Here is a 23,881-nt window from a genome sequence, read left to right as displayed (position 1 = left end):
TCATGAGCACCGTTCCCAAGGCATCCGAGCAGAAGTCGGCCGACAATGAGAACGACAGCGGCGGCGAGTATTTCGAGGCGCCGACCACGCAGGAGGATTTGCACGAGGTTTCCGACGAGCATTTCGACACGCCAGAAGTGCCGGACTCCGAACCATCAGGCCCCGGCGCATCGCGGCTGAAGCCGAAGAAAAAGCCATCGGCGATCTCAGGCCGCAAGTTCCGCAAGCGCGACCTTGTGCGCATCGACACGCTGCGCCCGAGCCTCGCCGACCGCATCCATGCAGACCACCCGGACCTGCCCAAGGGCGCGCGCATCAGCCGCGAGGAGCTCGGCCGCTATCGCATGCGCTACATGGAGGAGCTGCTGCAGCAGGAGCACGGCGAGTTCTCCGAGCTCGACCGCCAGGTGGTGGAATCGATCGCCCGGCAAGACACGATTTCGGAAAACAGTGAAGAAGAATTCGAGGAGCACCGGACGTTCGCCGACCGCGTCTCCGACGGCATGGCCGCCTTTGGCGGCAGCTGGTGGTTCTTGATCTCGTTCGGCAGCGTGCTTCTGGTGTGGATCGGCATCAACCTGTTCGAGGGCACGACCGGCGCCTTCGACCCCTACCCCTTCATCCTGCTCAACCTGCTGCTCTCCTGCATCGCCGCCATCCAGGCGCCGATCATCATGATGAGCCAGAAGCGCCAGGAGGTGAAAGACCGCCTGCGCTCCTTCAACGACTACCGCGTCAACCTCAAGGCCGAGCTCGAAGTGCGCCACCTGCACGAAAAACTCGACTACCTCATCTCGCGCCAATGGACGCGGCTGGCCGAGATGCAGCAGATGCAGCTCGATGCGATGCATGAGCTGGCGAGTGCGAAGAAGGCAAAGCGGGCGACGCGCGCACGGCGGCCGGTGAAGAGCCCGGCGGGAGCGTGAGGGTGGTGCGCAGCGGAGGAGGCCTCTGCTACCAAGCCAAGTTCGCAACGCAGCCAATTGCCCGTGAAGCCGCGCCCGCTTCCGCTAAGAAGCCGTGACTTGCCGGTTCACCGGCTGGTCGTTTTCCGGACTCTTGTCCTGAAAGCAGCCGTAGCTCAGCTGGATAGGGCGCTGCCCTTCGAAGCCCAAAGTCACAGGTTCGATGGCCGCCCTTTTAGGGGCGGACAGGATGCTTCGGCTCATGAAGGTAGTCGCCGACGCACTCTTTGCGTTACGCAAACGCACTTTTCCTGGAATTTGCCTTAGTACTCAATCGAGCTCGATCCAAGCTGGCGCATGGTCGCTTGGCTTCTCCCAGCCGCGCAATTCGACGTCCACGCCGGCATCGCGGAGTTTGTCCGAAAGGGAAGGGCTCACGAGCAGATGGTCCATTCGGAGGCCGGAGCTTCGATCGTAGCCGCCCCGGTATGAGAAGTTCCAGTAGGTGTAGATGCCCTTCTCGGGGTGGATGCGCCGGACGGCATCGATCCAACCATTCCCGAGCATTTCGGCGTAGGCTTGCCGGCTCTCCGGAAAGTACACCGCGTCCCCTAGCCACCGTCGGGGCACCACGGCGTCGATTTCGGTTGGAACGACGTTGTAGTCGCCGCAGAGAATGCTCATGGCGCCGTCTCCAAGCAACAGCTGGCCGTAGCTGATCAGGCGATCGAACCAGCGGAGCTTGTAGTCGAATTTTGGACCTGGCGCCGGGTTGCCGTTGGGCAAATAGAGACAACCCACGACAAGCCCATTCACCTCGGCCTCGATGTAGCGGCTGTGCGTGTCGTCTGGATCCCCGGGCAGCCCGCGCCGACGTTCCAGTGGTTCTGCTCCCCGAGCGAGAATAGCTACCCCGTTGTAAGATTTCTGGCCGTGCCAGATTGCGCCGTAACCGACGCTCCTGATCGCGTCGGCAGGGAACTTGTCGTCGGATGTCTTGAGCTCTTGAAGGCAGACGATGTCGTACACGGTTTCATCCAGCCATTTGAGCAGCACGGGCAGGCGGCCGTTGACGCCGTTCACGTTGAAGGTTGCGATGCGGGTCATTTTAACTTTCCGTAGGCCAGGCCGCGCCTCTCAACGCCGGGCGGGTTACTACGATCCCGGTCTAAGTGCAAAATCGGGAGGTTCAACGGAACCGGATGCAGTTGTTTCTTGGCCTTTGACGAATCGGCCCAGGAAGCGCCGTGAGCAACTCGCAAAGGGCGTCCACCGAAGCAGCCGGAGAGCCAATGGGCCGCTCCGCGTCGGCCACCATGGAAAAGGCCGCCCAACCGAATGCAAATGGAACAGCCTTCTCATGGCATAGCGGTGTTAATAGGCTTTTTTAGACGCCGCGGTCTTCGCGGTGTGCTTCTTGTGCTTCACCGGGCACTTGTGCTTCTTGGTCGGCTTGCAAGCCTTCCTGGCCACAGCGCTGTTCTGGTGCGGCTTCGCAGCCGTTGCCGTCTTGGTCATCGTGGTCGTTGCGGTCGCAGCTGGAGCGGTCGCCTTGGTGGCGGCGGCGGTGCCGGGAACTGGCATCGACAAGGCCAGGGCAACGGCGAGACCGAGGGCGGAGAGAAGGGACTTTTTCATGGTTTTTTCTCCTTGCTATGCAGGTCGGTTTTCGCTGCATCGGGATCGATCGGCGTCACGCCAAGCAGCTTCACAGCATTTGCGAGCATTCGGATTCCCTGTGCCTGCTTCATGTTGGCGCAGAACCGGTTTCCCCTTCTTTGCAGTGCCTTCGCCGCGGTGACCTGCCTTGACGCGGCATGGGTTTCGAGGGCTTCGTCAACTTGGCGGCTGAGATTGGTGCAGCGCTCGGTTCGGGTCGCCGCAACGTTTGCCTCGCCAGCTTCGACCGGGCCGGTGGCGAGCGAAACGCCGAGCAACGCACTCATCAAGCTGGTCGAGAACCTTTGCATCGCTTGTCGCCAATCCGAACAAGTGCCGCGGTGCGGCAGCCGATGAAACCCTCTCCAGCCAATTCTACGCCCGAACGATTTCTGGAATTTTTCTGGTTTATTTCTGAATTGTGTCTGAGGCTGCGCGCGCGCTTCGCCCGCGTAAGAACGGTATATTGGGGGCCTAGGGGAGTTGCGCAGCCTTTCGGGCGGGTCCGCCCTGATCGCCTCGGGTGCGGCAACTTTCGCATGACTCTGGCATGAATTCGCCCGGCTCGGCAGCATCACCCGCCTCCGAGTCCAGCAAAGGCTCAGGCATCCCAGTTCCGCCGGGCCCGCCCTCTACTGCTTGGCGGCGGCTTCCAGGTAGGCGATCACATTGGCGATGTCGGCATCGTTCGGGAGCCCGGCGAAGGGCATCTTGTTGCCGGGCACCTTTGTCTTCGGCGACTTGATGTATTCAGCGATATTGGCCTCGTCCCAGACCAGGCCGCCTGCACCCGCCTTCTTCATCGCGTCGGAATATTTGGCCTGGAAGCTCGGCAGCGAACCTGCCTTTCGGCCGATGACGCCGTGCAAGGAGGGACCGATCTTGTCCTTGTCGGTCGCCGCTTCATGGCAGACCATGCATTTGGTGAAGATCTTCTTGCCGGCATCGGCATCGCCCGCTGCAAAGGCCGGAGTGGTCGCGATAAATGAAATTGCAAGAAGGGCCGCTGTCAGTCTCATGGCATTCTCCTCCCTCAAATCGGCACTGTCGGCGCCGTGGATGCTATCGCATGTCGCCCGAAAGTACCTTGGTTTTGGGACAGCGACATGCATAAGGCCAAAATTAGCGGGTTGCATGGCTCCTTTTCGACGCCACGCGCTACAATGCCGCGCAAGGTAACGCATCACGCCGTATTTAGGTTGCAGACCGGGTCGCCGAACGCGACAAGGCCTGGGAACAATGCTATGATCCCGGCGGTGCAGGTCGCGGTTTCGCGTGGCCAGTCACGCAGACGGCAGCACCGAAAGCCGCGACCGAACCGGGCCCGATCCTGGAGGAATGGTCATGGCAAATTTCCATGTCTACGCAGCAGGCACCGGCAGCAAGCTCGAACATCCCGCTATCCGCCGGATAGGGGTAGCGGATGTTTTTGACGCGCTTCGCCGGGGATTTGACGATTTTTGGGAAAAACCCTCGCACTACGTCTTTTTATGCCTGATCTATCCGGTTGCCGGTATCGTGCTGATCACCTGGAGCTCCGGCGGCAACGCGCTTCAGCTCGTCTACCCACTGATGACCGGCTTCGCGCTTCTGGGCCCCTTCGCCGCGCTTGGCCTCTACGAGATCAGCCGCCGGCGCGAACAGCAACTCGACGCGTCGTGGCGACATGCCTTTGACGTCCGAAAATCGCCCGCCATGCCGGCTATCGCCGCTCTCGGGGTCATGCTGGTGGTGCTGTTCATCGCCTGGCTGGTAACCGCGCGCGCGCTCTACGGGTATCTCTATGGCGACGCCGCGCCGGCATCGTTCTTCGGCTTTATCGCAGATGTGCTGACCACGCAGCGCGGCTGGACGCTGATCATTCTGGGCAACCTCATCGGCTTTCTGTTTGCCCTTGTCGTGCTCAGCACCACGGTCGTCGCCTTCCCGCTGCTGCTCGACCGCGACATCGGCGCCTACGCGGCTGTCGAGACTTCGGCGCGAGCGGTCATGACGAACCCCGTGCCGCTGCTGCTGTGGGGCCTGATCGTCGCGGTTGCGCTGGGTCTCGGCTCGCTGCCGCTGCTCGTCGGGCTGGCCGTGGTCCTGCCCGTGCTCGGCCATTCGACCTGGCACCTTTACCGCAAGCTGATCGAACCGGCGCCAGCCCCTGCTCCTGCTCCTGCCCCAGCCAAGACAAAAACACGCAAAGGGAGCTGATCCGACTTGCCCAATGCATGCGCGCAAGGGTGACGCGGCAATGACATGCACAAAATAGAGGCGGCGTCGCTTTGCCGCCGATTGCTCGACGAAGGCGGGCGCCCACCCTGTAAAGAGGCGGTCGCTTCTGGTTCACGCCGGATGGCTGAAGCGAGCGACCCGCGCATCCCTCAGCAGATTGCGGAAGTCGCCGCCCGTGACATGCACCAGCGTCTTGTGATCGCCGGCTTCGAAATAGACGTCGTCTTCCGCGCCAAAGCTTTCGTCGAGAATGACCGGCACGCCATAGGCGGCGCCCAAGGGCGGCACGGCGCCAATGTCGCAGTCGCTGAACACCTCGCCGATTTCATCTTCGGAAGCGAGGCCAAGCCGCCTGTCGACCACGTCCTGCAACGTATTGAACTCGACCCGGTGGCTGCTCGGAACCACCGCCAGCGCATAGCCCATCTCGTGATGGACCAGCACCGATTTGGCGAGTCGTCGGCCCGGAACATGCGCTGCCTGCGCCGTCTGGCTGCTGGTCGAGGTTCGGTGGTGGGCAACGGTATCGTAGGCGATGCCCTTGCCGGCCATATAGTCCTGGAGTTTCCTTGCGATCGTCATCGTAGGCGCCTTTCTGTTGGAGGTGGGGACGCGTCAGAGAACGTGGCAACCATTGTCCTCCCGTCATTTTTCCTGTCAACAAAGAAACGCGATCCGGCGAGCGTCTATGGCCCCATGCCGAATGACAGGACACGGGTCAGCTCGGTGTAGCCGGACTCGAGAACCATGATCCACACGAACACCAGGATCAGCAGCGGCGGCACCAGGATCGCATAGGCAAGCGCCAGCCGTTCCCAGGCCATGTGCATGAATACGGCGACGATCAGCCCTGCCTTGAGCATCATGAAGGTGAGGATCAGCCCCCATCTGAGATAGCCCTGGAGGCCGAAATAGTCGATGCTGTAGGAGCCGGCGCTGAGGACGAACAGCCAGCCCCAGACGACGAGATAAAGCCTGATCGGGTGCTGCTGGCCTTCCGCGTGCCCCACCGCCTGGGCGGGAGCAGCGTGTCCATGCAGCCCGTGTTCGCGCGCTTCTGCCTGTGCCATCGCTCCACCTCACCAAAGATAGAAGAATGCGAAGATGAATACCCACACCAGGTCGACGAAGTGCCAGTAGAGCCCCATGATCTCGACGCTCTCGTACTGGCCGCGCCGGCTGGTGAAGAACCCGCGCGCGCCGGCTTCGAAGTCGCCGCGCCACACCTTGCGCGCGGTGATCAAAAGGAAGATCACTCCGATGGTGACATGGGTGCCGTGGAACCCGGTGATCATGAAGAAGGATGAACCGAATTGCACGGCGCCCCAGGGATTTCCCCAGGGCCGCACGCCCTCGGTGATGAGCTTCGTCCATTCGAACGCCTGCATGCCGACGAAGGTCGCGCCGAGCGCGGCGGTGACGAGCATCAGCACCGCCGTCTTCCTGCGATCGTGCCGGTAGCCGAAATTGACCGCCATCGCCATCGTGCCGCTCGACGAGATCAGCACGAAGGTCATGATCGCGATCAGGATCAGCGGAATGTCGCTGCCGAACAGATGCAGCGCGAAAACCTCGCTCGGGTTGGGCCAAGGCACCGTCGTCGACATGCGCGCGGTCATGTAGGACAACAGGAAGCAGCCAAAGATGAAAGTGTCGCTGAGCAGGAATATCCACATCATCGCCTTGCCCCAGGAGACGTTCTTGAACGCCCTCTGGTCGGACGACCAGTCGGCCGCGATGCCGCGCAGGCCCGGCGGCCGCGGAGCGACCGGTGCGGCGTGTTCCAGCGTGGTCTCGGCCATGAGCATTTCCTCCTTCGGTACGGCCCGTCGCGCGGCCGTCTAGGTCAAGAGCCCCCGGCAGATGTCGATCACGTTATCCGCCCAGCCCATGAGCACGCAGAAAAGCACCAGCCAGACGGCAAGCAGGATGTGCCAGTATATCGCGCAGAGCTCGGTCGACAGAACGAGGCTTCCGGACCGGGCACCTTGCCATGCGCGCACATTGACCCGGCCGAGCGCCACCAATCCGCCGATGATGTGAAGGCCGTGCATCGCGGTCAGCAGATAGAAGAAGCTGGCGGCCGGGTTCTCTGTCGCGAAATAGCCTTCGGCGGCGAAATCGCGCCAGGCGAGCAATTGCCCAGCCAGGAAAGTCACCGATGCCAGGGCGCCGGCGAGAAGGGCGAGCCGGAGATTGTCCAGTCGGGCTTTGTGCGCGGCAGACACCGCGCCTTGCAGCGCCGAGCTCGCCAGCACCAGCATGGCGGTGTTGAGCCACAGCAGCGTCGGGGCTGGAGCGGCCTGCCAGTCGGCATAGTCCATGCGCATGACATAGGCGCTGATCATGAGCGCGAAGAGCGCGCCGACCACGGCAAGGAACACGCCGAGCCCGATCTTAGCCGGATGCATGAGCGACGCTTCCGTCTGCGGAAACGCCGTGACCGGCCCGGCCTCGAGCCACGGCTTGGACATCAGCCGCTGGCGCGACAGCCACCAGCCGACAACGCCGGTTACGGCGGACAGCAAGATCAGGATCACGATCATGCGGGGCCGCCTTGCGTCAATGGGCGCGGATCGTTCTGTGCAATGAAGTCTTCCGGCGCGCCGGGCACGCTATAGTCATAGGCCCAGCGGTAGACCACCGGCAGCTCCTTGCCGAAATTGCCGTGTGGCGGCGGCGTGCCGGCCGTCTGCCACTCGAGCGTCGTCGCCCGCCACGGATTGCCGCCTGCCGGCCGCCCATGGCGAATGCTCCACAGCAGGTTGAACAGGAACACCATCTGGGCGAAGCCGACGACCAGCGCGGCCACGGTGATGAACGCGTTCAGCGTATGCACCGAAGGCGGGACGAAGGCCGTATCGCCGAGTTCGGGATAGCGGCGCGGCACGCCGACCAGCCCGACATAGTGCATCGGGAAGAAGATCATGTAGGTACCGATGAAGGTCACCCAGAAGTGGAAGCGGCCCATCGCCTCGTTGAGCATCCGGCCGGTGATCTTGGGGTACCAATGATAGATCGCACCGAATACCACCATGATGGGCGCCACGCCCATCACCATATGAAAATGCGCGACGACGAACATCGTATCCGACAGCGGCACGTCGACCACCACGTTGCCGAGGAACAGCCCGGTCAGCCCGCCATTGACGAAGGTGACGATGAAAGAGAGCGCAAACAGCATCGGGATGGTCAGGTGGATGTCGCCGCGCCACAATGTCAGCACCCAATTGTAGACCTTGATGGCGGTGGGGATGGCGATGATCAGCGTGGTGGTGGCGAAGAAGAAGCCGAAATAGGGATGCATGCCCGAGACATACATGTGGTGCGCCCAGACGACGAAGGAGAGCGCGCCGATACTGACGATCGCCCACACCATCATGCGATAGCCGAAGATGTTCTTGCGCGCATGCGTGCTGATGAGGTCGGAGACGATGCCGAAGGCGGGCAGCGCCACGATGTAGACTTCAGGATGGCCGAAGAACCAGAACAGATGCTGGAACATAATCGGGCTGCCGCCATCGTGCGGTAGTGGGTTGGCGCCCATTTCCACGATCGCCGGCATGAAGAAACTCGAACCGATCGCGCGGTCGAACAGCATCATGACGCAGGCGACGAAGAGCGCCGGGAAGGCCAGCAGCGCCATGACCGTGGCGGTGAAAATACCCCAGACGGTCAGCGGCAGGCGCATCAGCGTCATGCCGCGCGTGCGACCCTGAAGCACGGTCACCACATAGTTGAGGCCGCCCATGGTGAAACCGATGATGAACAGGATCAGCGACACGAGCATCAGGATGATGCCCCAATCCTGTCCGCCGGGCGTGCCTGAGGTAATGGCTTGCGGCGGATAGAGCGTCCAACCGGCGCCTGTCGGTCCCCCCGGCGCGAAGAAGCTGCCGACGAGCACCAAAACGGCAAGCAGATAGATCCAGTAGCTCAGCATGTTGACATAGGGAAACACCATGTCGCGTGCGCCGACCATCAACGGAATGAGGTAATTGCCGAAGCCGCCAAGGAACAGCGCGGTCAAGAGGTAGATCACCATGATCATGCCGTGCATGGTCATGAATTGATAATACATGTCCGGCGAGATGGACGCGAAAGTGTCGGGAAAACCAAGCTTCAGGCGCATCAGCCAGGACAGCACCAGCGCGACCAGCCCGATGGACAGCGCGGTGCCGGCATATTGGATGGCGATGACCTTGGCGTCTTGTGAAAAGACGTATCTCGTCCACCAGCTGTGCGGGTGATAGAGTTCCACCTCCGCCACTTCCGCGGCCGGAATGAAGTCTGCTCCATGAGGCGTGACGTCAACCATCCCTGAACCTCTCCGCTCTTTCCGGTCCTCCTCGGGGCCGGTTTCATCAATGCCTTACTCTGCCTTGGCCTGCGCCGTCGCCGGTGCGGCAAGCACGCCCACCTTGGCGGGTGCCGACATCTGGGCAAAGGTCGACTGCTGCTGCAGCCAAGCCAGATAATCCTCTGGGGTGTCGACCTTCACGACGCCACGCATGAAAGCGTGACCGACGCCGCAAAGCTCGGCGCAAAGAACTTCGAAACTCCCTGTCTTGGTGGGGGTAAACCAGAAATACGTGACGGTGCCCGGAACCATGTCCATCTTGGCGCGGAACTCCGGCACGTAAAAATCGTGCAGCACGTCGATCGAGCGCAGCAACACCTTGACCGGCTTGCCGATCGGCAGATGCAGATCGGTCGCCACGACGACGACATCGTCCTGACCGTTGGGGTCCTGCGGGTTGATGCCAAGCGGGTTCTCGGAACCGATGAGCCGGGCGTTCGAGGTGCCAAGCTTGCCGTCCGCGCCAGGCAAGCGGAAGCTCCATTGCCATTGCTGCGCAACGACCTCGATCTCGGTCGCGTCCTTGGGAACGGTGACGAACTGGCTCCACACGAACAGCCCAGGCGCCAGCAATGCCGCGACGCCGACAGCGGTGACCGCGGTCAGCCAGGATTCGAGCTTCCTGCTTTCGGGCTCGTAGTGCGCCCTCTGCCCTTCCTTGTGCCGGAAGCGGTACACGCAATATGCCATGAACAGCACGACAGCGGAGAAGACCGTCCCGGTGATCCAGAACGTGATGACGAGAGTGCTGTCGATATAGCCCCAGTTGGAGGCTATCGGCGTCCACCACCAAGGGCTCAGCACATGGAACAGCACCGAGCCGACGACAATCAGAACGAGTACGAGCACAACGGCCATCCTCGGTTCCTCCCGGCGTTCCGAGGGACTCTGTCCCGCAGGAAGGCCGCGCCCATTATGCGCGACTTACTTCGGAAATACTAGGGGAGGTGGCTGGCGGGGGGAACGTCATACTTCGCAGGGGCGAGGCGCGCGCGGCGGATGGTGAAGAGCGAGGCGGGGCAGCGAGGGACAGCGCGGATTGACCGGAAGAAGCGGGCCGCGGCGCCCCGGAAAGGCTGTGGTTGCGCACCCGCGGAGCGGGGTTCCGAAGGACGGGCGAGACCCGTGGCTTGCCGGCAGGTGGCTCGGCGAAGCGGACACGGAGAGGCGAGCGCCATACGCGGCAAGGTCCTCGCCTTACGAGGGGAAATCTCCAATCCTCAATTGCCCGTTGAAGCCCGCGCCCGCTTCCGCTAAGAAGCCGTGACTTGCCGGTTCACCGGCTGGTTCGTTTTCCGGACCTTCGTCCTGAAAGCACCCGTAGCTCAGCTGGATAGAGCGCTGCCCTCCGAAGGCAGAGGTCACAAGTTCGAATCTTGTCGGGTGCGCCACGATTTTCGTGTACGGCCCGGAGACATGGGTTACGGTTTATACCGGAGACTTCGGTAACCCTTTGGCCCGAACGGGCTTTGGAGCCTCACTTGGCCACAACCACCCCCAAAACCAGGCGCGTCCTGATCACCGGCGCCGGCGCTGTTGACGGCATCGGCTTTGCCATTGCGCGCCGGTTTGGCCGGGCCGGGCATGCGGTTTTCCTGACCGGCGCCAGCGCGCGGGTGATGGAGCGCGCTGGCGAGCTTCGCGGCGAGGGCATCGATGCCACGGCCGCGGTCGCCGATCTCACCATTGCCGCTGAGGTGGAGCGGCTGCGGGCCGAGATCGGCGCTGTCGATATCCTGGTCAACAATGCCGGCATGGGATCGCTGGCCTCGCCATCCGTCGACAGGACCTTCCTGACGATGAGCGAGGCCGAGTGGGACCAGGGCATCGAGACCAGCCTGAAGACCGCGTTTCTCGTCACCAGGGCGTTTCTGCCGGCGATGGTCGAAGCGGGGTATGGCCGCATCGTCAATGTCGCATCGGTGACCGGGCCGCTGGTCTCCTACCAGGGCACCGCCGCCTATTCCGCGGCGAAGGCCGGGATGGTCGGCCTGACCCGTACATTGGCGCTGGAAGTGGCGCGCCACGGCGTCACCGCCAATGCCGTGGCGCCTGGCTGGATCGAGACAGGCGCGTCGAGCCAGGCGGAGCAGATAGCGGCCCTGCATGCGCCGCCGGGCCGCGCCGGCCGGCCCGATGAGGTCGCGGCGGCGGTCGTGTTCCTGGCCTCCGAGAGCGCCAGCTATATCAACGGCGCCTTGCTGGTGGTCGACGGCGGCAACAGCCTTGAAGAACGCAAGGGATAGCCGCGCGGCCAGCCTTATGCCCGGGTGGATTTCGACCTTCGTAATTCCTTCCACCCGGACTGACCCGTGATCTCTCTCGGCAGAAATCTCCTCGCCGCCACACTGGGCCCGCCAGACATTGACTCAATCATCAGTCTGCGCTAATCATAAGTCATGACTGTTGATAGCGCACAGCTTGCCGCCCTGGGTGATCCGACCCGAAGGCAGATTTTCGAGCTGATCGCGGAGCGGCCGCGCACGGTGGCGGAGGTCACGCGGCAGGTCAGCGTGTCGCAGTCCGCGGTGTCGCAGCATCTCAAGGTGCTTCGGGATTCGCGGCTGGTGCGCGCGGAGCCGAAGGGCGCCAGCAACGTCTACCACATCGATCCGCACGGGCTTGGCCAGATGCGCGCCTGGCTCGACCGGTTCTGGAGCAAGACGCTCGCGGCCTACAAGCTGGCCGTCGAGACCCCACCAGAGGAGTGACCATGAACACGCAAGTCCCCATCGCCTCCGTAAAACAATCCGTGGTGGTCGAGGCGCCGATCGCGCGCGCCTTCAAGGTTTTCACCGAGGATTTCGGCCGTTTCAAACCGCCAGAGCACAATCTGCTTGCAGCCCAAATCGCCGAGACGGTGTTCGAGCCTCGGGTCGGCGGCCACGTCTATGACCGCGGCGTCGACGGCAGCGAGTGCCGCTGGGCGCGCGTGCTGGCTTACGAGCCGCCCAACCGCGTGCTCCTGAGCTGGGACATCAGCCCGCAATGGCGCATCGAGACCGACCCGGCCAAGACCAGCGAGTGGGAGGTGCGGTTCACAGCCGAAACGGCTGAGCGCACTCGCGTCGAGATCGAGCATCGCAACCTGGAGCGCCATGGCCAGGGCTGGGAAGGCGTCCGCGACGCCGTCGCCGGCGATCAGGGCTGGCCGCTCTACCTGCAGCGCTATGTCGATCTGGTCGCTCGGCAGGCCTGACCGCAGTTTTTATAGGCGCTTCGCCGCATGGGCGGTCAGGGCACCACGCCCCTGCACGCCCAGGCGACATTGGCGAACGACCTCGGCCCGTCCGGTCGCCCGGCCTGATAGGCATCGCGTACGGCAGCCTCGGTGCGCACCCGCTCGGCCGGCTCCAGCGTGGTCATGTATTTGCCGAGTGAGCCTTCGCCGGCCGATATCGGCGCCCAATAGTCGGCGAAGTCCTGGTAATCCATGCGGATCATCAGCTCGGTTTCGGTCATTTCGGCCAGCCCCTGCTCCACGAAGGTCCGTTTCATTTCACCGGGCTGCATCATCGGCTGGAAGCAATAGCGGCTGCGCATCTGGCGGCCGCCTTCGCTGAGCGCGGCCACCGTGTCGATCATCATGCGCATGCCCGCCATTCCGCCGAGATGGTCCCACACCACGGCCGCGACCACGCCGCCCGGCCGCGTTACCCGGCGCATCTCGGCAACCGCTTTGCCGGCTTCCGGCACGAAGTGAAGCACCAGCAGCGCCAGCGCGCGGTCGAACGCATTGTCGGCGAACGGCAAGGCGGTGGCGTCCGCCTGCTTGATCTCGATGCGCGGATCGGTGTTGCGCCGCTTTGCCGCCTCGACGAAAACAGGCGAAAAGTCGATTGCCGTGATCGCCGCGAGCCCGGCGGATTTCGCCAGCTCGAAGGTCAGGCTGCCGGTGCCGCAGCCGACGTCGAGGATCTGTTCGCCGGGGGCGAGCCCGGCGAAATCGATGAATTTGGGCGCGAGCTTTCGGCTCCAGCGGCCCATGAGCTGCTCATAGCCGGATGCGTCATGAACGGTGAAACTCGACGTCATATGCCCCTCTCCTGGCTGTGGGCGCAGGCTAGACTGCAATCAGGATGAAGCCAAGGCGCGGGGAGCACGGTGGGACGGAGAAAACGCCGGCGTTCATGCGGCGCCCTTGAACGTCGCCACGCTCTCCCGCTCCACCAGCGGGCACTCCAGCTTGGTGATGGGATAGCGCCCCCTGCCCACCTGCGCCGGCGCTTCCAGCTGCTCGATCGCCCACTGGCCCATCGCCATATGCGGCAGGATCGAGGTGGTCAGCGGCGGGAACAAATGCCGGGCGATTTCCTCGTCGTCGTAGCCGACGACCGAAATGTCGGCGGGAATGTGCAGGCCGGCTTCCTTCAGCGCTTCGTAGCAGCCGATCGCGGTGCGGTCGTTCTGACAGAAGATGGCGGTCGGGCGGTCCTTCAGGGCCAAGAGCTTCACCGTCGCGGCGTAACCGGCGCTGGCCGACCAGTCGCCCTCGACCACCAGTTCGGGGTCGAACGGGATGTCGGCGGTGGCGAGCGCGCGGCGGTAACCTTTCAGCCGGTCCTGCGCGGCCTGCATCCAGGGTTCGCCCGTGATGGTGGCGATGCGGCGGTGGCCGTGACCGATCAGGTGCCGCGTCGAGCTCTGGCCGCCGGCGATCTCGGAGGGCACCACGGCGGGGAAGGCATAGTCCGACGTGTAGCAGTTGAGCAGGATGACTGGGATGTCGAGGCCGTAGAGGAAGTCCGGCGCCGTGATCTCGCGGGTGAAGATGGTCATGTAGATCAGCGCCGAAATGCCCCGCCTGGTCAGCGCCTGTATGGCGCGCGGCTCCATCACGGCGTCGCCCATGGTCTGCGCCACCAAAAGCACGTTGCCGGCATTCCACGAGGCCTGCCGCGCGCCCTCGATGGCCACGACCGCCTCCGGGCTGGTGGCGAGCTGGTCGACGGCAAAGCCGATCACGCCGTCGAGCCCATCAAAGGCGGGTCCATCAAAGGCGGCGCCCTCGAAAGCTGCAACCGGCTGCTTCAGCGCCGAAAAGGCGGGGGCGCTGTAGCCGAGCGCCCGCGCCGCCTCGATCACCCGCTCCCGGGTCTGCTGCGACAGGCGAATGCCCGGCGAATTGTTGAGCACGAAGGAGACCGTCGCCTGCGAGCAGCCGGCGGCGCGCGCAATGTCGGTCATGGTGACGCGGCCCTTGGGCTTTGCCGCCGCCTTGCGGCGCTTCCCAATGGCCCGGTCCATCGTCTCGCTCATGCCGCCCCCAAATCCCCAGCCTGTCTAGCCGCGGCCCGCCGGGCCGACAAGATGAGGCGATGCTTCCAGTCCAAGGGGACATCGACCGAACTAATAACTATTATCATCCTCGCGACCTCATCCCCTCTGCAAGCTCAAGCGTCGCAAAATCCCAAGATCGTGCGGCTTCAGCTTCGTGCGGCCACGGGATCGACGCGTCGGCAAATCGGTCCTTGCTAATAGTGTTTACTAATACAAGAATGCGCTGTACCGTCAATCCATCGCATCCGGCCCGGTCCAGGTGTGGTGGGAGTGTGGTGGGAGCGTCTGTGAATGGCCCGATGGCGAGCGGTATTTGCCCCCGCCAACTTTGTCTCGCATATGTGATATGTCAGACAAATCGGACTATTTACGAATGAAGAATGGTTGTCTAAAGTCCGTGGCCGTGGCTGGGAACGACGCCAGTCTTCTCAGTGCCGGGAACCCTTGGGGAGGAGGGGCGTCCAAGCCGCAAACGGCAATTCCAGTGTGCAAGACAATCCAGTGAGCAAGACATTCCAGTGAGCTAGTCCGGTCAGTCCTACCACTGACCAAAACGGGAGGTTGAACATGAAATCCTTGATACGCAATGCATCCGTGGCCGCCGCGGCCCTGGCTGTCGGCCTGACGGCGACGGCTATCGCGCGCGCCGACGACAAGCCGACGCTGGCCTTCGTCGTCAACGGCGCTTCCGATTTCTGGAAAGCGGCCGAAGCCGGCGTCAAGAAGGCGCAGGGCGAACTGCCCGACTACACGCTCGAACTCAAATATCCCGAACAATCCTCGGTCGCCATCCAGCAGCGGCTGATGGACGATCTGGTGACCGCCGGCGTCAAGGGCATCATGGTCTCGGCCGTGGATCCCAAGACCTCGACCGATGGCCTGAACAAGATCGCTTCGCAAACGGCGCTGTTCACCACCGACAGCGATGCTCCGCAGACCAAGCGCGTCGCCTATATCGGCTCGTCCAACGTCGACGCCGGCAAGCAGGCGGCTGAAATCGCCAAGAAGGCGATGCCTAACGGCGGCAAATGCCTCGGCTTCGTCGGCCTGCTCGGCGCCGACAATGCCAAGGAGCGCATCCAGGGCATGAAGGATGGCCTCGCCGGCACCAAGATCGAGCTCGTCGACGTGCGCGGCGACGACATCGACCAGGCGCGCGCCAAGAAGAATGTCGAGGACGCGCTTGTCGCCAGCCCCGACGTCACCTGCATGGTCGGCTTCTACTCCTACAACACGCCACGCATCTATGAGGCGCTGCGCGATGCCGGCAAGCTCGGCTCGATCACCGTCGTCGGCTTCGATGACGATCCGATCACGCTGGGCGGCGTCAAGGAAGGAACCATTGCCGCCACCGTCGTGCAGCAGCCCTTCGAATGGGCCTATCAGGGCATGAAGCTGATGGCCGCCTATCTCAAGGGCGACAAATCGGGCATCCCGGCCAACGGCCTGATCATCATCCCGACCAAGATCATCGGCAAGGATGACGTTGACGCCTATGCCGCCAATCTCAAGGCGATGTCTGGAAACTAACACTACACCCGGTTCAGCCGGCTCAACTCGCTTGAGCCGGCTGTTCGCATTGACGAACCCTGCCGGGATCGTCAGTCTGCAGATCGGGCCGTTTTGGCCCACCGGCTGCTGTCAGGCATGATGAATTATTCCGACACATCCATCGCGGCGACCACTCCGTTCCTCAGCCTGGAGAACGTGCGCAAGACCTATCCGGGCGTCGTGGCGCTCGACGGGTTTTCCATGGAGGTCAGGCCGGGCGAGGTCATCGGCCTAGTCGGCGAGAACGGCGCGGGCAAGTCGACGCTGATGAAGATCCTCGGCGGCGTCACCACGCCGGATACCGGCACCATCACCGTCGACGGCACCGCCCATAAGGACCTGACGGTCGAAGGCAGCCTTGGTTCCGGCATCGCCTTCGTCCACCAGGAACTCAACCTGTTCGAAAACCTCGATGTCGCCGCCAACATCTTCTTCGGCCGCGAACCGCTGCGCGCCGGGCCGCTGAGGCTGGTCGACCGCGCGAAACTGCGCGAAATGGTGGCGCCGCTGCTGAAGCGCGTCGGCGCCAATTTCTCAGCCGACACACAGGTCGCGGACCTGTCGCTGGCGCAGCAGCAGATGGTCGAGATCGCCAAGGCGCTGTCGATCAAGGCCAGGCTGGTCATCCTCGACGAGCCGACATCGAGCCTGCCGCTCGCCGAAACCGACAAGCTGCTCGACGTCATCAAGGCGCTGAAGGCCGACGGCATCAGCGTCATCTTCATTTCGCACCGCCTGCACGAGATCGAGCGCGTCGCCGACCGGGTCGTCGTGCTGCGCGACGGCATGCTGGCCGGCACGCTAGGCAAGCGCGACATCAACCACGACCAGATGGTCAAGCTGATGATCGGCCGCATGCTGAAGGAACGTGAAAAGGCCTCCGAGGCGGGGCGGGCGCCGGGCGCCGTGGCGCTCTCGGCCAAGGCCATCCGCACCCCCACCTATCCCAGCCGGCCGGTCGATCTCGACGTCAGGCGCGGCGAAATCCTCGGCCTTGCCGGCCTCGTCGGCTCCGGCCGCACCGAACTGGCGCGGGTGTTCTTCGGCATCGAAGCCAGCCTTGGCGGCACGCTGGAACTCAACGGCAAGCCGCTGGCGCTGGCGAGTGCCGCCGATGCCGTCGCGCAAGGCATTTTCCTCGTGCCGGAAGACCGCAAGCTGACCGGCATCCTGCTCGACCTGTCGATCGCCCAGAATATTTCACTCCCCAATTTGCCGGCGCATGCCAGGCGCTCGCTGGTCTCCAACAGCGCGGAAGTCGCTACCGCCGAGAAGCAAAAGAAGAATCTCGGCATCAAGGCGCCTTCGGTGCAGACGCGCACCGGTACGCTGTCGGGCGGCAACCAGCAAAAAGTCGTGCTCGGCAAATGGCTCGCCATGAACCCGAAGGTGATGATCCTCGACGAGCCGACGCGCGGCATCGACATCGGCGCCAAGGCGGAGATTTACGGGCTGATGCGGGCGCTGGCGGACGCCGGCGTCGCCGTGCTGATGATCTCCAGCGACATGGAAGAGGTGATCGGCGTCTCCGATCGCATTGCCGTCATGCATGAGGGCCAGATCTCGGGCATTCTCGACAAGGATCAGTTCAGCCAGGAAAACGTGCTGCTGCTGGCGGTTGGCAAGCCGGCAAACTAATGCATGCCGCGCAAAAGTGACCCTCGGTTTTGCGGCAACGGCATGCATAAACAAAGAGCTGAAGCGCGCGACGCGCTTTAGCTAAGCGGAGACGACGATGACAAAGAAAGATCTTGGGCTGCTGATCCTGATCCTGGTGGTCGGAGCGATCGTTGCCATCATCAATCCGCGCTTCCTCCTGCCGATCAATCTCGCCAACACCTCGAACCTCATCGGTCTGTTTGGTATCCTGTCGATAGGGCAGGCCTTCGTCATCATCACCGGCGGCATCGAGCTGTCCGTTGGCTCCGTCGTCGCGTTGCTCGGGACGCTGTTCATCGACTTCATCGCCGTACGCGGCATGGGATGGCCGATCGCCTTCGTGCTGATCCTGGTGCTCGGCGCCATCATCGGGCTGGCGCATGGCTGGCTGATCACGCGGCTCAAGCTGCAGCCCTTCGTCGTCACCTTGTGCGGCCTGTTGATCTATCGCGGCGTCGCGCGCTTCTACACCGCCGACGGCACGGCGGGCTTCGCCTTCGGCCAGAATTTCCCAACGCTCGAATTCCTGACCGCCGGCCGCTCGTATGGCGTGCCGAACTCCTTCTTCGCGCTGATCGTCATCGCCATCGTCATGTGGGTGGTGCTGCACCGCTCGGTGTTCGGGCGCTATCTCTACGCCATCGGCAAGAACGAGGAGGCGGCGAAATATTCCGGCATTCGCACCGGGCGCGTCGTCATGGCGGCTTACGTCATCTGCGGCGTGCTCACCGCGCTGTCGGCGATTTATTTCGCCATGTATACGCGCTCGATCTCGCCGGCCAGCCATGGCCAGTTCTACGAGCTCTACGCCATTGCGGCCGCCGTGCTAGGCGGCTTCTCGCTGCGCGGCGGCGAGGGCTCGCTGATCGGCGTCATCCTCGGCACGGTGCTGCTGCAGGAATTGCAGAACCTGGTCAACCTGCTCGGCATTCCCTCCTCGCTCAACTTCGCGGTGATGGGTGGCGTCATCCTCATCGGCGTGCTGGTCGACCAGCAATGGGGCGTGTTCCGGGCGCGGCGGCGGATGGTCGATGCCGCCCGCAAGGGCGCGGTCGGCGCGGCGGCGGAATAACGCCAGCCAGCGTGGTGCTTGTCCCTGTGGAGGAAGTAGCATACCCGCGCTGCGGGGAGCCGCGGGGCTGGCGTGCCTTCATGGCCACCGTCGGGTCATCCCGTCCATGCGGCCTTGACTTAACTACCTGCTGCCCTCGCGCGCGGCGCGGCGAACGCTTTGCAAAAGGATGGCAAGGCAGCCGACCAGCAGCAGCCCACCGCCAAGCAGCGGTGGCAGTGCGAGCAGCTTCACCCCCGCGGTAACGGCGGCCACCAGGACCAGCGCCAGCAGCGCCAGATTGCCGTCATCGACGAACATGCCGAAGAATTCCCTGGCGACGAGACGAAGGACGTTCATCGGGCGAGCCCTCCGGCTGCTGTCGGACGGGTGCCGCGCAGCCAGCGCACCATGGCGAAGGACGCCAGAGCGACGATGGCGAAGATGGCGAGCAGGGCAAGATCGGCGCCCGGCCAGTCGGCGCCGATCCCCTCGCCAGTCCAGAAGATGCCAAAGCTGGTCAGCATCAGGCCGACCACGAATTTCAGCGCATTCTCGGGCACGCGCGCCAGCGGCCGGTGAACCGCCAGGCCGACAAGCATCACCAGGATGAAAGCGGCCAGCGCGCCCATGCTGGCGTAAAATGTCTGTCCATGCGCGGCGCCGACGGCGATGACGATGAACACCACCTCGACGCCCTCGAGCAGCACCGCCTTGAAGGAGGCCAGTCCGGCGAGGTAGTCGGCGCGCCGGTCGTCGGCCTGCCGGTGCAGCGCCGCGGTTTCCTTGGCGAAGGCCGCCTCCTCGTCATGCAGGGCGATGACGCCGACGCTGCGCAGGATGGCCTTTCGCAGCCAGCGCATGCCGAACAGGATCAGCAGCACCCCGACAGCGAACTGCAGCGTCGTGACCGGCACCAGCGCCAGCAGCGGCCCGAACGCCAGCACCAGGGCCGCCAGCAGCGCCAGCGCCAGCGCGGCGCCCGTCAGTGCCGGACGCCAGCTGCGTGTCACCCCGACCGCAAGCACGATGGTGAAAGCTTCGACAACTTCGACCAAGGAGGCGAGAAATGCCGCCGTGATTGTCGAGAGGACGGGTGTCAATGTCTGCATCAAGGCTTCCTGTCTGGCTCGACCCTGATTCCCGGGGCGAATTCCGGATCGTAATCCAGAATCACCCTAGGCGGCCAGCATCCCCAAGCGTTCCGGCGGCAGCGCAAGCAAACGGGTGAAGCGGGCCCGGCTCTAGATCAGGCCCGACATGTCGGAAAAGGCCATCGCCTTGCGCAGCAGCTCGGCGAAGCGCTCGCCGGCCACCTCGCGCGGGCCGCTATTGTCGATCGACGTGACGCCCGGACCGGACAAGGTCACATTGGCGCTGCGCGCCAGCCGCGCCAGCACTTCGCCGCGCGACTCGCGGCCGCGCATCGCCAGCCGTTCCGCCAGCACCTCGGGCGAAGCGGTGATCTCGACGATTGCCAGATTGGCATAGCGTTCGCGCAAGGTGGGGATGATCGCGCGCGACACGTTGGCCACGGCGACGTGGCCATTGGAGACGGACCAGTCGACATCGGCAGGCAGGCCATAGCGCAGGCCATGCGCTTCCCAGGAGATGGCGAAGGCGCCGTCGGCATCGGCCTCGGCGAAGGCGGCGTCGGCCAGCGTGTCGTGATCCTCGCTCGCCGCGTCGCTCGGCCTGGTGATGACGCGGCGCACGAACTCCAGTTGCGTCTCGTCGGCGAAAAGCGCCTTGGCATAACCGATCACCGTGTCCTTGCCGGCACCGCTCGGGCCCACGACAGCGACAAAGACGCCGTGACGGATCGGAAAGGTTTCGGCGGACAGTTCGCGCTCGATCAAGGCCGACACCATCATGCCACCCGGCGTCCCTGCCGCCATACGGTGCGTACGACCGGAACGTGATCGTCGACGCGCACGCGCACCAGATCGGCGCGGCGTCCCTGCTCGATGACACCGCGGTCGTCAAGGCCGACGGCCTGCGCCGGGTTCTTCGAAACCATGGCGACGGCCTGCGGCAGCGAAATGCCTTCGACCATGTCACCGAGGAAGAAGGCCGACTGGATCAGGCTGAAGGGGATGTAATCGGAGGACAGGATGTCGAGCAGGCCGTCGCTGGCCAAGGTGCGGGCCGAGACATTGCCCGAATGCGAGGCGCCGCGCATGACATTGGGCGCGCCCATCAGCACGCCGAGCCCGGCGGCCTTCGAGGCCCGCGCCGCTTCCTCGGTGGTCGGGAACTCGGCCACCCGCACGCCCTGCTCAATGGCCTCGTCGACATGGGCCGACGTGGCGTCGTCGTGGCTGGCGAGCACGATACCGCGCTCCTGGCAGGCGGCGGCGATGAAGACGCGGTTCGGTCCGGAGTTGCGTGCCGATTCGTCCATCCGCTTCTCGCAGAATTTCTGGAAGTCGCGATCCGAGAGTTTCAGCTTGCGCTGGTAGTAGTAGGCATAGGTTTCCAGATTGACGAACTGGCGCTGGCCCGGCGCATGGTCCATCAGCGATGCCAGCCTGACCCGCTCGTCGCCGTCGAAATTGGCGAATGCCTTGAGGCAATCCGGCGCTGAAACCTCGCAGCGAAGATGCAGGAAATGATCGGCCCGCAGACGGTCCTGCGCAACGCTGTCCTCGATCGCATCGGCCAGCTTGCGGATGTCGTCCAATGTCAGGTCGGCGTCTTCGTCCATGCCGACGCGGAGCGCGTCGAGCACGGTGGTGATGCCGGCGGTCGCGACCTGCGCGTCATGGGCAAGCACCGCGGCGATCGGGTTCCAGCGCACTTTCGGCCGCGGCGCGTAATGGCCTTCGAGATGATCGGTGTGGAGTTCGACCAGCCCGGGAATGATATAGTCGCCGCCCATGTCCTCGCCGATGCGGCCAGTGCCAGCATCGATGCCGGCGATAAAGCCGTCGCGCAGCACCAGTGAACCCTCGACGATCTCGTCGGCAAGAACGATGCGGGCGTTGGAAAGGACAGTTTCGACGGTCATTGCGGGTAGTCCTTGATTCTTGCAGTCGGGTTCGTTCAGGCGATTTTCCGGGCCGGGCGGCGTCCGAGGCCGTGCTGGGAAAGCGCCATGAACGGCGCACCGGGTTCGGGTTCGACAAACAATGTCAGCGCATCCACCAGCACGGGCTGGCGCAACACATCGGCGAAAAGGCTGTCGATCGCCGCGCGCAGCCGGGGGCTTTCCTGCGGTCCGGCTCGGCCGGACAGGGTCATGTGGAAGCGGAAGGTGTCGAAGACATAGGGGTAACCCCATTGGCAGAGATTGCGAAACTCGGCCGGCTTCAGCGAATCCGGACTGCGCCGCTCGATCTCGGCCTCGCTCAACGGAGCGCGAAACCGGTCGAAATCGCGCACGACGTCGTCGGCGAAGCGGTTGAGCGGAGGCAGCGGACCATCCGGCACAAGCGCGAAGAAGCCGTCGATCTGGCTGACGACAAGGCGCGGGACCGTCACGACAGGCGTTGCTTCGGCAAAACGGTCGAGCGCCGCGCGCAGCGAAGCCTCGGTCTCTGTGGCAGCCAGGTGGAAGGGCGCTTTCAGCGTGGCATGAAAGCCATAGCGGCGCGCCGAAGCGGTGTGGAAGGCCACTTCCGCCGCAGACAAGTCGGCAACAGCCTCAACAGGCCTGGTCGCGGCACCAAACGGGTCGCGGCCCAGCCAGTTGGCGGCGATTCGCGCCAGCGGCTCGTCCTGCCGGGGAGTGAAATAAATGGCATAACGCATGGGAAGTCCTCGTTAAAGCGCGCCGCGTTTGAAGTGAGGGTGCGACGCGCTTTAAGTCTTCATTTGGTGCATGTCGTCGTCCCAAAACCGCTACGCACTTTTGGGCGACATGCACTGGAACCGTTGCCATAGGTGATTTCCATGACGGATTGACGAAGCTTTGAAGGGTTTTCGAAGGCAAATCGACCCTCAGGGTCGTTAGCCGACGATTTTTCAAAGCTGGACCAATAGGTTCAGCCGGAAACGCAGAGCGGTCAGGCCTTCATCAACCATTCGTGCTCGGGCGCATTGTGGAATTTCCACGTCCGCTTCGGCCCGGCCATCACATTGAGATAATAGAGGTCATAGCCGTGGCAGGCGGCACAGGGATGATAGCCCCTGGGCACCAGCACCACGTCGCCGTCCTCGATCGCCATGGCTTCGTCCAGCGCGCGCCGGCCATCCTTGTCGGCGTCGGTATAGACGCGCTGGAAGGCAAAGCCCTGCGGCGGGTTGAGGCGGTGGTAGTAGGTCTCCTCGAGATAGGATTCAGCGGGCAGGTTGTCCTGGTCATGCTTGTGCGGCGGGTAGCTCGACGTGTGGCCGCCGGGCGTGATGACCTCGACCACCAGCAATGAGTCGGCGGGCTGGCCTTCCGGCAGGATGTTGGTGACGTAGCGCGTGTTGGTGCCCTTGCCCCGCACCTCCTGGCCGAGATCGTCCGGTCCGATCACCCGGACCGGCAGGCCGCCGCCAAGGCCGGGCGCCGAGCACACGCCAAGTTCCAGCTCGGTATCGGCCGTCACCGACCAGTCCGATCCCTGCGGCACGTAGACGGACCACGGCTTGCCCTCGAAAGGCGACATGCGCTCGCCGAGCAGGCCGAGGTCCTTGCCGGCGGCTGTCGCGGTACCCTTGCCGGTCACGAACACCAGGCAGACTTCACGGTCGCCCGTCTTTCCCGAGGCGCTTTCGCCTGGTTTCAGCCGATGCAGGTCGAAACCGACATAAGTCCAGCCGGCGCTTTTCGGCGTCACATGCGCGACGCGGCCATGGCCCTTGTCGGCTTTGACGAGCAGTTTGGACATTTTGTCTCTCCTGTTCCAGTGGCTTGACGGGTTGCAGCTTGTCCAGGCCGACGATTTCACCGGTTGTTCAAAACGATCATCGCAGACGCCTCAGATTGGCCGAGGCGCTGCAAGCTAATCGCCTACGCGACCAGTCACTCCTTCGGTTCGGGCTCGGCCTCTTTTTCTTCAGCCGGCTTGTAGAGATAAAAAAACTGCCAGGCGCCGTAGCCGGCGAAACCGAGCGCGATCACGCCCCAGAACGGCGTGCCGGAAGCGAATTCGATCACCGACCAGATCAGGCAGACCGCGACGACGGCGATGCGCCGCCAAAGCGGGCGGAAGAACGGGTGTTCATAATCTTTCATCGCGCCATCCGTAACTCAGCAATCTGCCT

27 protein-coding genes and 1 tRNA gene are annotated in these 23,881 nt (G+C 63.7%); 9 read left to right on the top strand and 19 right to left on the bottom strand.

Annotated elements, in window-relative coordinates:
• Positions 1-2 precede the first annotated feature (2 nt).
• Positions 3-926 carry a DUF1003 domain-containing protein gene (locus FJ492_RS02705; RefSeq protein WP_140508227.1) on the top strand — a complete coding sequence of 308 codons (924 nt, stop codon included), beginning with the start codon at positions 3-5 and terminating at the stop codon, positions 924-926.
• A 309-nt stretch (positions 927-1,235) separates the two neighbouring features.
• On the opposite strand, the gene xth is transcribed toward FJ492_RS02705, so the two are convergent.
• The 4 genes from xth to FJ492_RS02685 form a co-directional block, all read right to left on the bottom strand.
• The gene (gene xth / locus FJ492_RS02700) at positions 1,236-2,012 is read right to left on the bottom strand and encodes an exodeoxyribonuclease III (RefSeq protein WP_140768366.1); all 777 of its coding nucleotides are present in this window, start codon (positions 2,010-2,012) and stop codon (positions 1,236-1,238) included.
• A gap of 267 nt (positions 2,013-2,279) precedes the next feature.
• On the bottom strand, positions 2,280-2,543 hold the full coding sequence (locus FJ492_RS02695; RefSeq protein ID WP_140768364.1) for a hypothetical protein: 264 nt from the start codon (positions 2,541-2,543) through the stop codon (positions 2,280-2,282).
• A complete protein-coding gene (locus FJ492_RS02690; RefSeq protein WP_140715378.1) occupies positions 2,540-2,875 on the bottom strand; it encodes a hypothetical protein in 336 nt (111 codons plus the stop codon). The genes FJ492_RS02695 and FJ492_RS02690 overlap by 4 nt, the downstream gene beginning before the upstream one ends.
• Positions 2,876-3,196: 321 nt before the next feature.
• Positions 3,197-3,583 carry a cytochrome c family protein gene (locus FJ492_RS02685; RefSeq protein WP_140508222.1) on the bottom strand — a complete coding sequence of 129 codons (387 nt, stop codon included), beginning with the start codon at positions 3,581-3,583 and terminating at the stop codon, positions 3,197-3,199.
• Between the two features lie 325 nt (positions 3,584-3,908).
• Here FJ492_RS02685 and FJ492_RS02680 point away from each other — a divergent pair, with 325 nt between their 5' ends.
• A complete protein-coding gene (locus FJ492_RS02680) occupies positions 3,909-4,763 on the top strand; it encodes a DUF2189 domain-containing protein (RefSeq protein ID WP_140508220.1) in 855 nt (284 codons plus the stop codon).
• Between the two features lie 132 nt (positions 4,764-4,895).
• Here the strand turns inward: FJ492_RS02680 and FJ492_RS02675 are convergent, their stop codons facing one another.
• The 6 genes from FJ492_RS02675 to FJ492_RS02650 form a co-directional block, all read right to left on the bottom strand.
• Positions 4,896-5,366, bottom strand: a complete 471-nt coding sequence (locus tag FJ492_RS02675; protein WP_140508218.1) for an aminoacyl-tRNA deacylase — start codon at positions 5,364-5,366, stop codon at positions 4,896-4,898.
• A gap of 104 nt (positions 5,367-5,470) precedes the next feature.
• On the bottom strand, positions 5,471-5,854 hold the full coding sequence (locus FJ492_RS02670) for a cytochrome C oxidase subunit IV family protein (protein ID WP_140508216.1): 384 nt from the start codon (positions 5,852-5,854) through the stop codon (positions 5,471-5,473).
• A gap of 9 nt (positions 5,855-5,863) precedes the next feature.
• Positions 5,864-6,586: a heme-copper oxidase subunit III family protein gene (locus FJ492_RS02665; protein ID WP_027145445.1), complete on the bottom strand. Its 723-nt coding sequence runs from the start codon at positions 6,584-6,586 to the stop codon at positions 5,864-5,866.
• Positions 6,587-6,625: 39 nt separating this feature from the next.
• A complete protein-coding gene (locus FJ492_RS02660; RefSeq protein ID WP_140768362.1) occupies positions 6,626-7,330 on the bottom strand; it encodes a cytochrome c oxidase subunit 3 in 705 nt (234 codons plus the stop codon).
• A complete protein-coding gene (locus FJ492_RS02655; protein WP_140508212.1) occupies positions 7,327-9,102 on the bottom strand; it encodes a cbb3-type cytochrome c oxidase subunit I in 1,776 nt (591 codons plus the stop codon). The genes FJ492_RS02660 and FJ492_RS02655 overlap by 4 nt, the downstream gene beginning before the upstream one ends.
• Positions 9,103-9,156: 54 nt before the next feature.
• Positions 9,157-10,002: a cytochrome c oxidase subunit II gene (locus FJ492_RS02650; protein ID WP_140508210.1), complete on the bottom strand. Its 846-nt coding sequence runs from the start codon at positions 10,000-10,002 to the stop codon at positions 9,157-9,159.
• 456 nt (positions 10,003-10,458) lie between these two features.
• On the opposite strand from FJ492_RS02650, the gene FJ492_RS02645 reads away from it, so the two are divergent.
• The 4 genes from FJ492_RS02645 (at position 10,459) to FJ492_RS02630 (ending at position 12,343) form a co-directional block, all read left to right on the top strand.
• Positions 10,459-10,535 (top strand) — tRNA-Arg (locus FJ492_RS02645).
• 90 nt (positions 10,536-10,625) lie between these two features.
• Positions 10,626-11,390, top strand: a complete 765-nt coding sequence (locus tag FJ492_RS02640) for an SDR family NAD(P)-dependent oxidoreductase (protein ID WP_140768360.1) — start codon at positions 10,626-10,628, stop codon at positions 11,388-11,390.
• Positions 11,391-11,543: 153 nt separating this feature from the next.
• On the top strand, positions 11,544-11,855 hold the full coding sequence (locus FJ492_RS02635) for a metalloregulator ArsR/SmtB family transcription factor (RefSeq protein ID WP_140509564.1): 312 nt from the start codon (positions 11,544-11,546) through the stop codon (positions 11,853-11,855).
• Between the two features lie 2 nt (positions 11,856-11,857).
• Entirely contained in the window at positions 11,858-12,343 is a 486-nt protein-coding gene (locus tag FJ492_RS02630; RefSeq protein ID WP_140509566.1) for an SRPBCC family protein, read from the top strand.
• 35 nt (positions 12,344-12,378) lie between these two features.
• Here FJ492_RS02630 and FJ492_RS02625 read toward each other — a convergent pair whose 3' ends face one another.
• Positions 12,379-13,179, bottom strand: a complete 801-nt coding sequence (locus FJ492_RS02625) for a class I SAM-dependent methyltransferase (protein ID WP_140509568.1) — start codon at positions 13,177-13,179, stop codon at positions 12,379-12,381.
• Positions 13,180-13,272: 93 nt separating this feature from the next.
• On the bottom strand, positions 13,273-14,403 hold the full coding sequence (locus FJ492_RS02620; protein ID WP_181166566.1) for a LacI family DNA-binding transcriptional regulator: 1,131 nt from the start codon (positions 14,401-14,403) through the stop codon (positions 13,273-13,275).
• Between the two features lie 588 nt (positions 14,404-14,991).
• On the opposite strand from FJ492_RS02620, the gene FJ492_RS02615 reads away from it, so the two are divergent.
• From FJ492_RS02615 to FJ492_RS02605, 3 genes are all read left to right on the top strand, one after another.
• Entirely contained in the window at positions 14,992-15,954 is a 963-nt protein-coding gene (locus FJ492_RS02615) for a sugar-binding protein (RefSeq protein WP_140509570.1), read from the top strand.
• A 120-nt stretch (positions 15,955-16,074) separates the two neighbouring features.
• Positions 16,075-17,613, top strand: a complete 1,539-nt coding sequence (locus tag FJ492_RS02610) for a sugar ABC transporter ATP-binding protein (protein WP_140509684.1) — start codon at positions 16,075-16,077, stop codon at positions 17,611-17,613.
• A gap of 97 nt (positions 17,614-17,710) precedes the next feature.
• Positions 17,711-18,706 (top strand): ABC transporter permease, encoded by a 996-nt coding sequence (locus tag FJ492_RS02605; RefSeq protein ID WP_140509571.1) that lies wholly within the window; start codon positions 17,711-17,713, stop codon positions 18,704-18,706.
• 123 nt (positions 18,707-18,829) lie between these two features.
• Here FJ492_RS02605 and FJ492_RS02600 read toward each other — a convergent pair whose 3' ends face one another.
• The 7 genes from FJ492_RS02600 to FJ492_RS02570 form a co-directional block, all read right to left on the bottom strand.
• Positions 18,830-19,045, bottom strand: coding sequence for a hypothetical protein (locus tag FJ492_RS02600; protein ID WP_140509573.1), 216 nt, complete (start codon positions 19,043-19,045; stop codon positions 18,830-18,832).
• Complete coding sequence (locus tag FJ492_RS02595) at positions 19,042-19,797, bottom strand: COG4280 domain-containing protein (RefSeq protein ID WP_140768359.1); 756 nt, start codon at positions 19,795-19,797, stop codon at positions 19,042-19,044. Before FJ492_RS02595 ends, FJ492_RS02600 begins: the two co-directional genes overlap by 4 nt.
• A gap of 132 nt (positions 19,798-19,929) precedes the next feature.
• Positions 19,930-20,559 carry a phosphonate metabolism protein/1,5-bisphosphokinase (PRPP-forming) PhnN gene (gene phnN, locus FJ492_RS02590; protein ID WP_181166159.1) on the bottom strand — a complete coding sequence of 210 codons (630 nt, stop codon included), beginning with the start codon at positions 20,557-20,559 and terminating at the stop codon, positions 19,930-19,932.
• Positions 20,556-21,695: an alpha-D-ribose 1-methylphosphonate 5-triphosphate diphosphatase gene (locus FJ492_RS02585; RefSeq protein ID WP_140509577.1), complete on the bottom strand. Its 1,140-nt coding sequence runs from the start codon at positions 21,693-21,695 to the stop codon at positions 20,556-20,558. Before FJ492_RS02585 ends, phnN begins: the two co-directional genes overlap by 4 nt.
• Before the next feature lie 35 nt (positions 21,696-21,730).
• Positions 21,731-22,438: a DUF1045 domain-containing protein gene (locus tag FJ492_RS02580; RefSeq protein ID WP_140509578.1), complete on the bottom strand. Its 708-nt coding sequence runs from the start codon at positions 22,436-22,438 to the stop codon at positions 21,731-21,733.
• A gap of 254 nt (positions 22,439-22,692) precedes the next feature.
• Positions 22,693-23,505 carry a 5-deoxy-glucuronate isomerase gene (gene iolB, locus FJ492_RS02575; RefSeq protein WP_140768357.1) on the bottom strand — a complete coding sequence of 271 codons (813 nt, stop codon included), beginning with the start codon at positions 23,503-23,505 and terminating at the stop codon, positions 22,693-22,695.
• 134 nt (positions 23,506-23,639) lie between these two features.
• Positions 23,640-23,852 (bottom strand): DUF3329 domain-containing protein, encoded by a 213-nt coding sequence (locus tag FJ492_RS02570; RefSeq protein WP_140509582.1) that lies wholly within the window; start codon positions 23,850-23,852, stop codon positions 23,640-23,642.
• Positions 23,853-23,881 lie beyond the last annotated feature (29 nt).

The organism is Mesorhizobium sp. B2-5-4, assembly GCF_006441095.1.
In the GTDB taxonomy this organism is placed as follows: domain Bacteria; phylum Pseudomonadota; class Alphaproteobacteria; order Rhizobiales; family Rhizobiaceae; genus Mesorhizobium; species Mesorhizobium salmacidum.
Note: the sequence above shows the minus strand (reverse complement) of the source record. Positions and strands in the feature narration are given on the sequence as shown.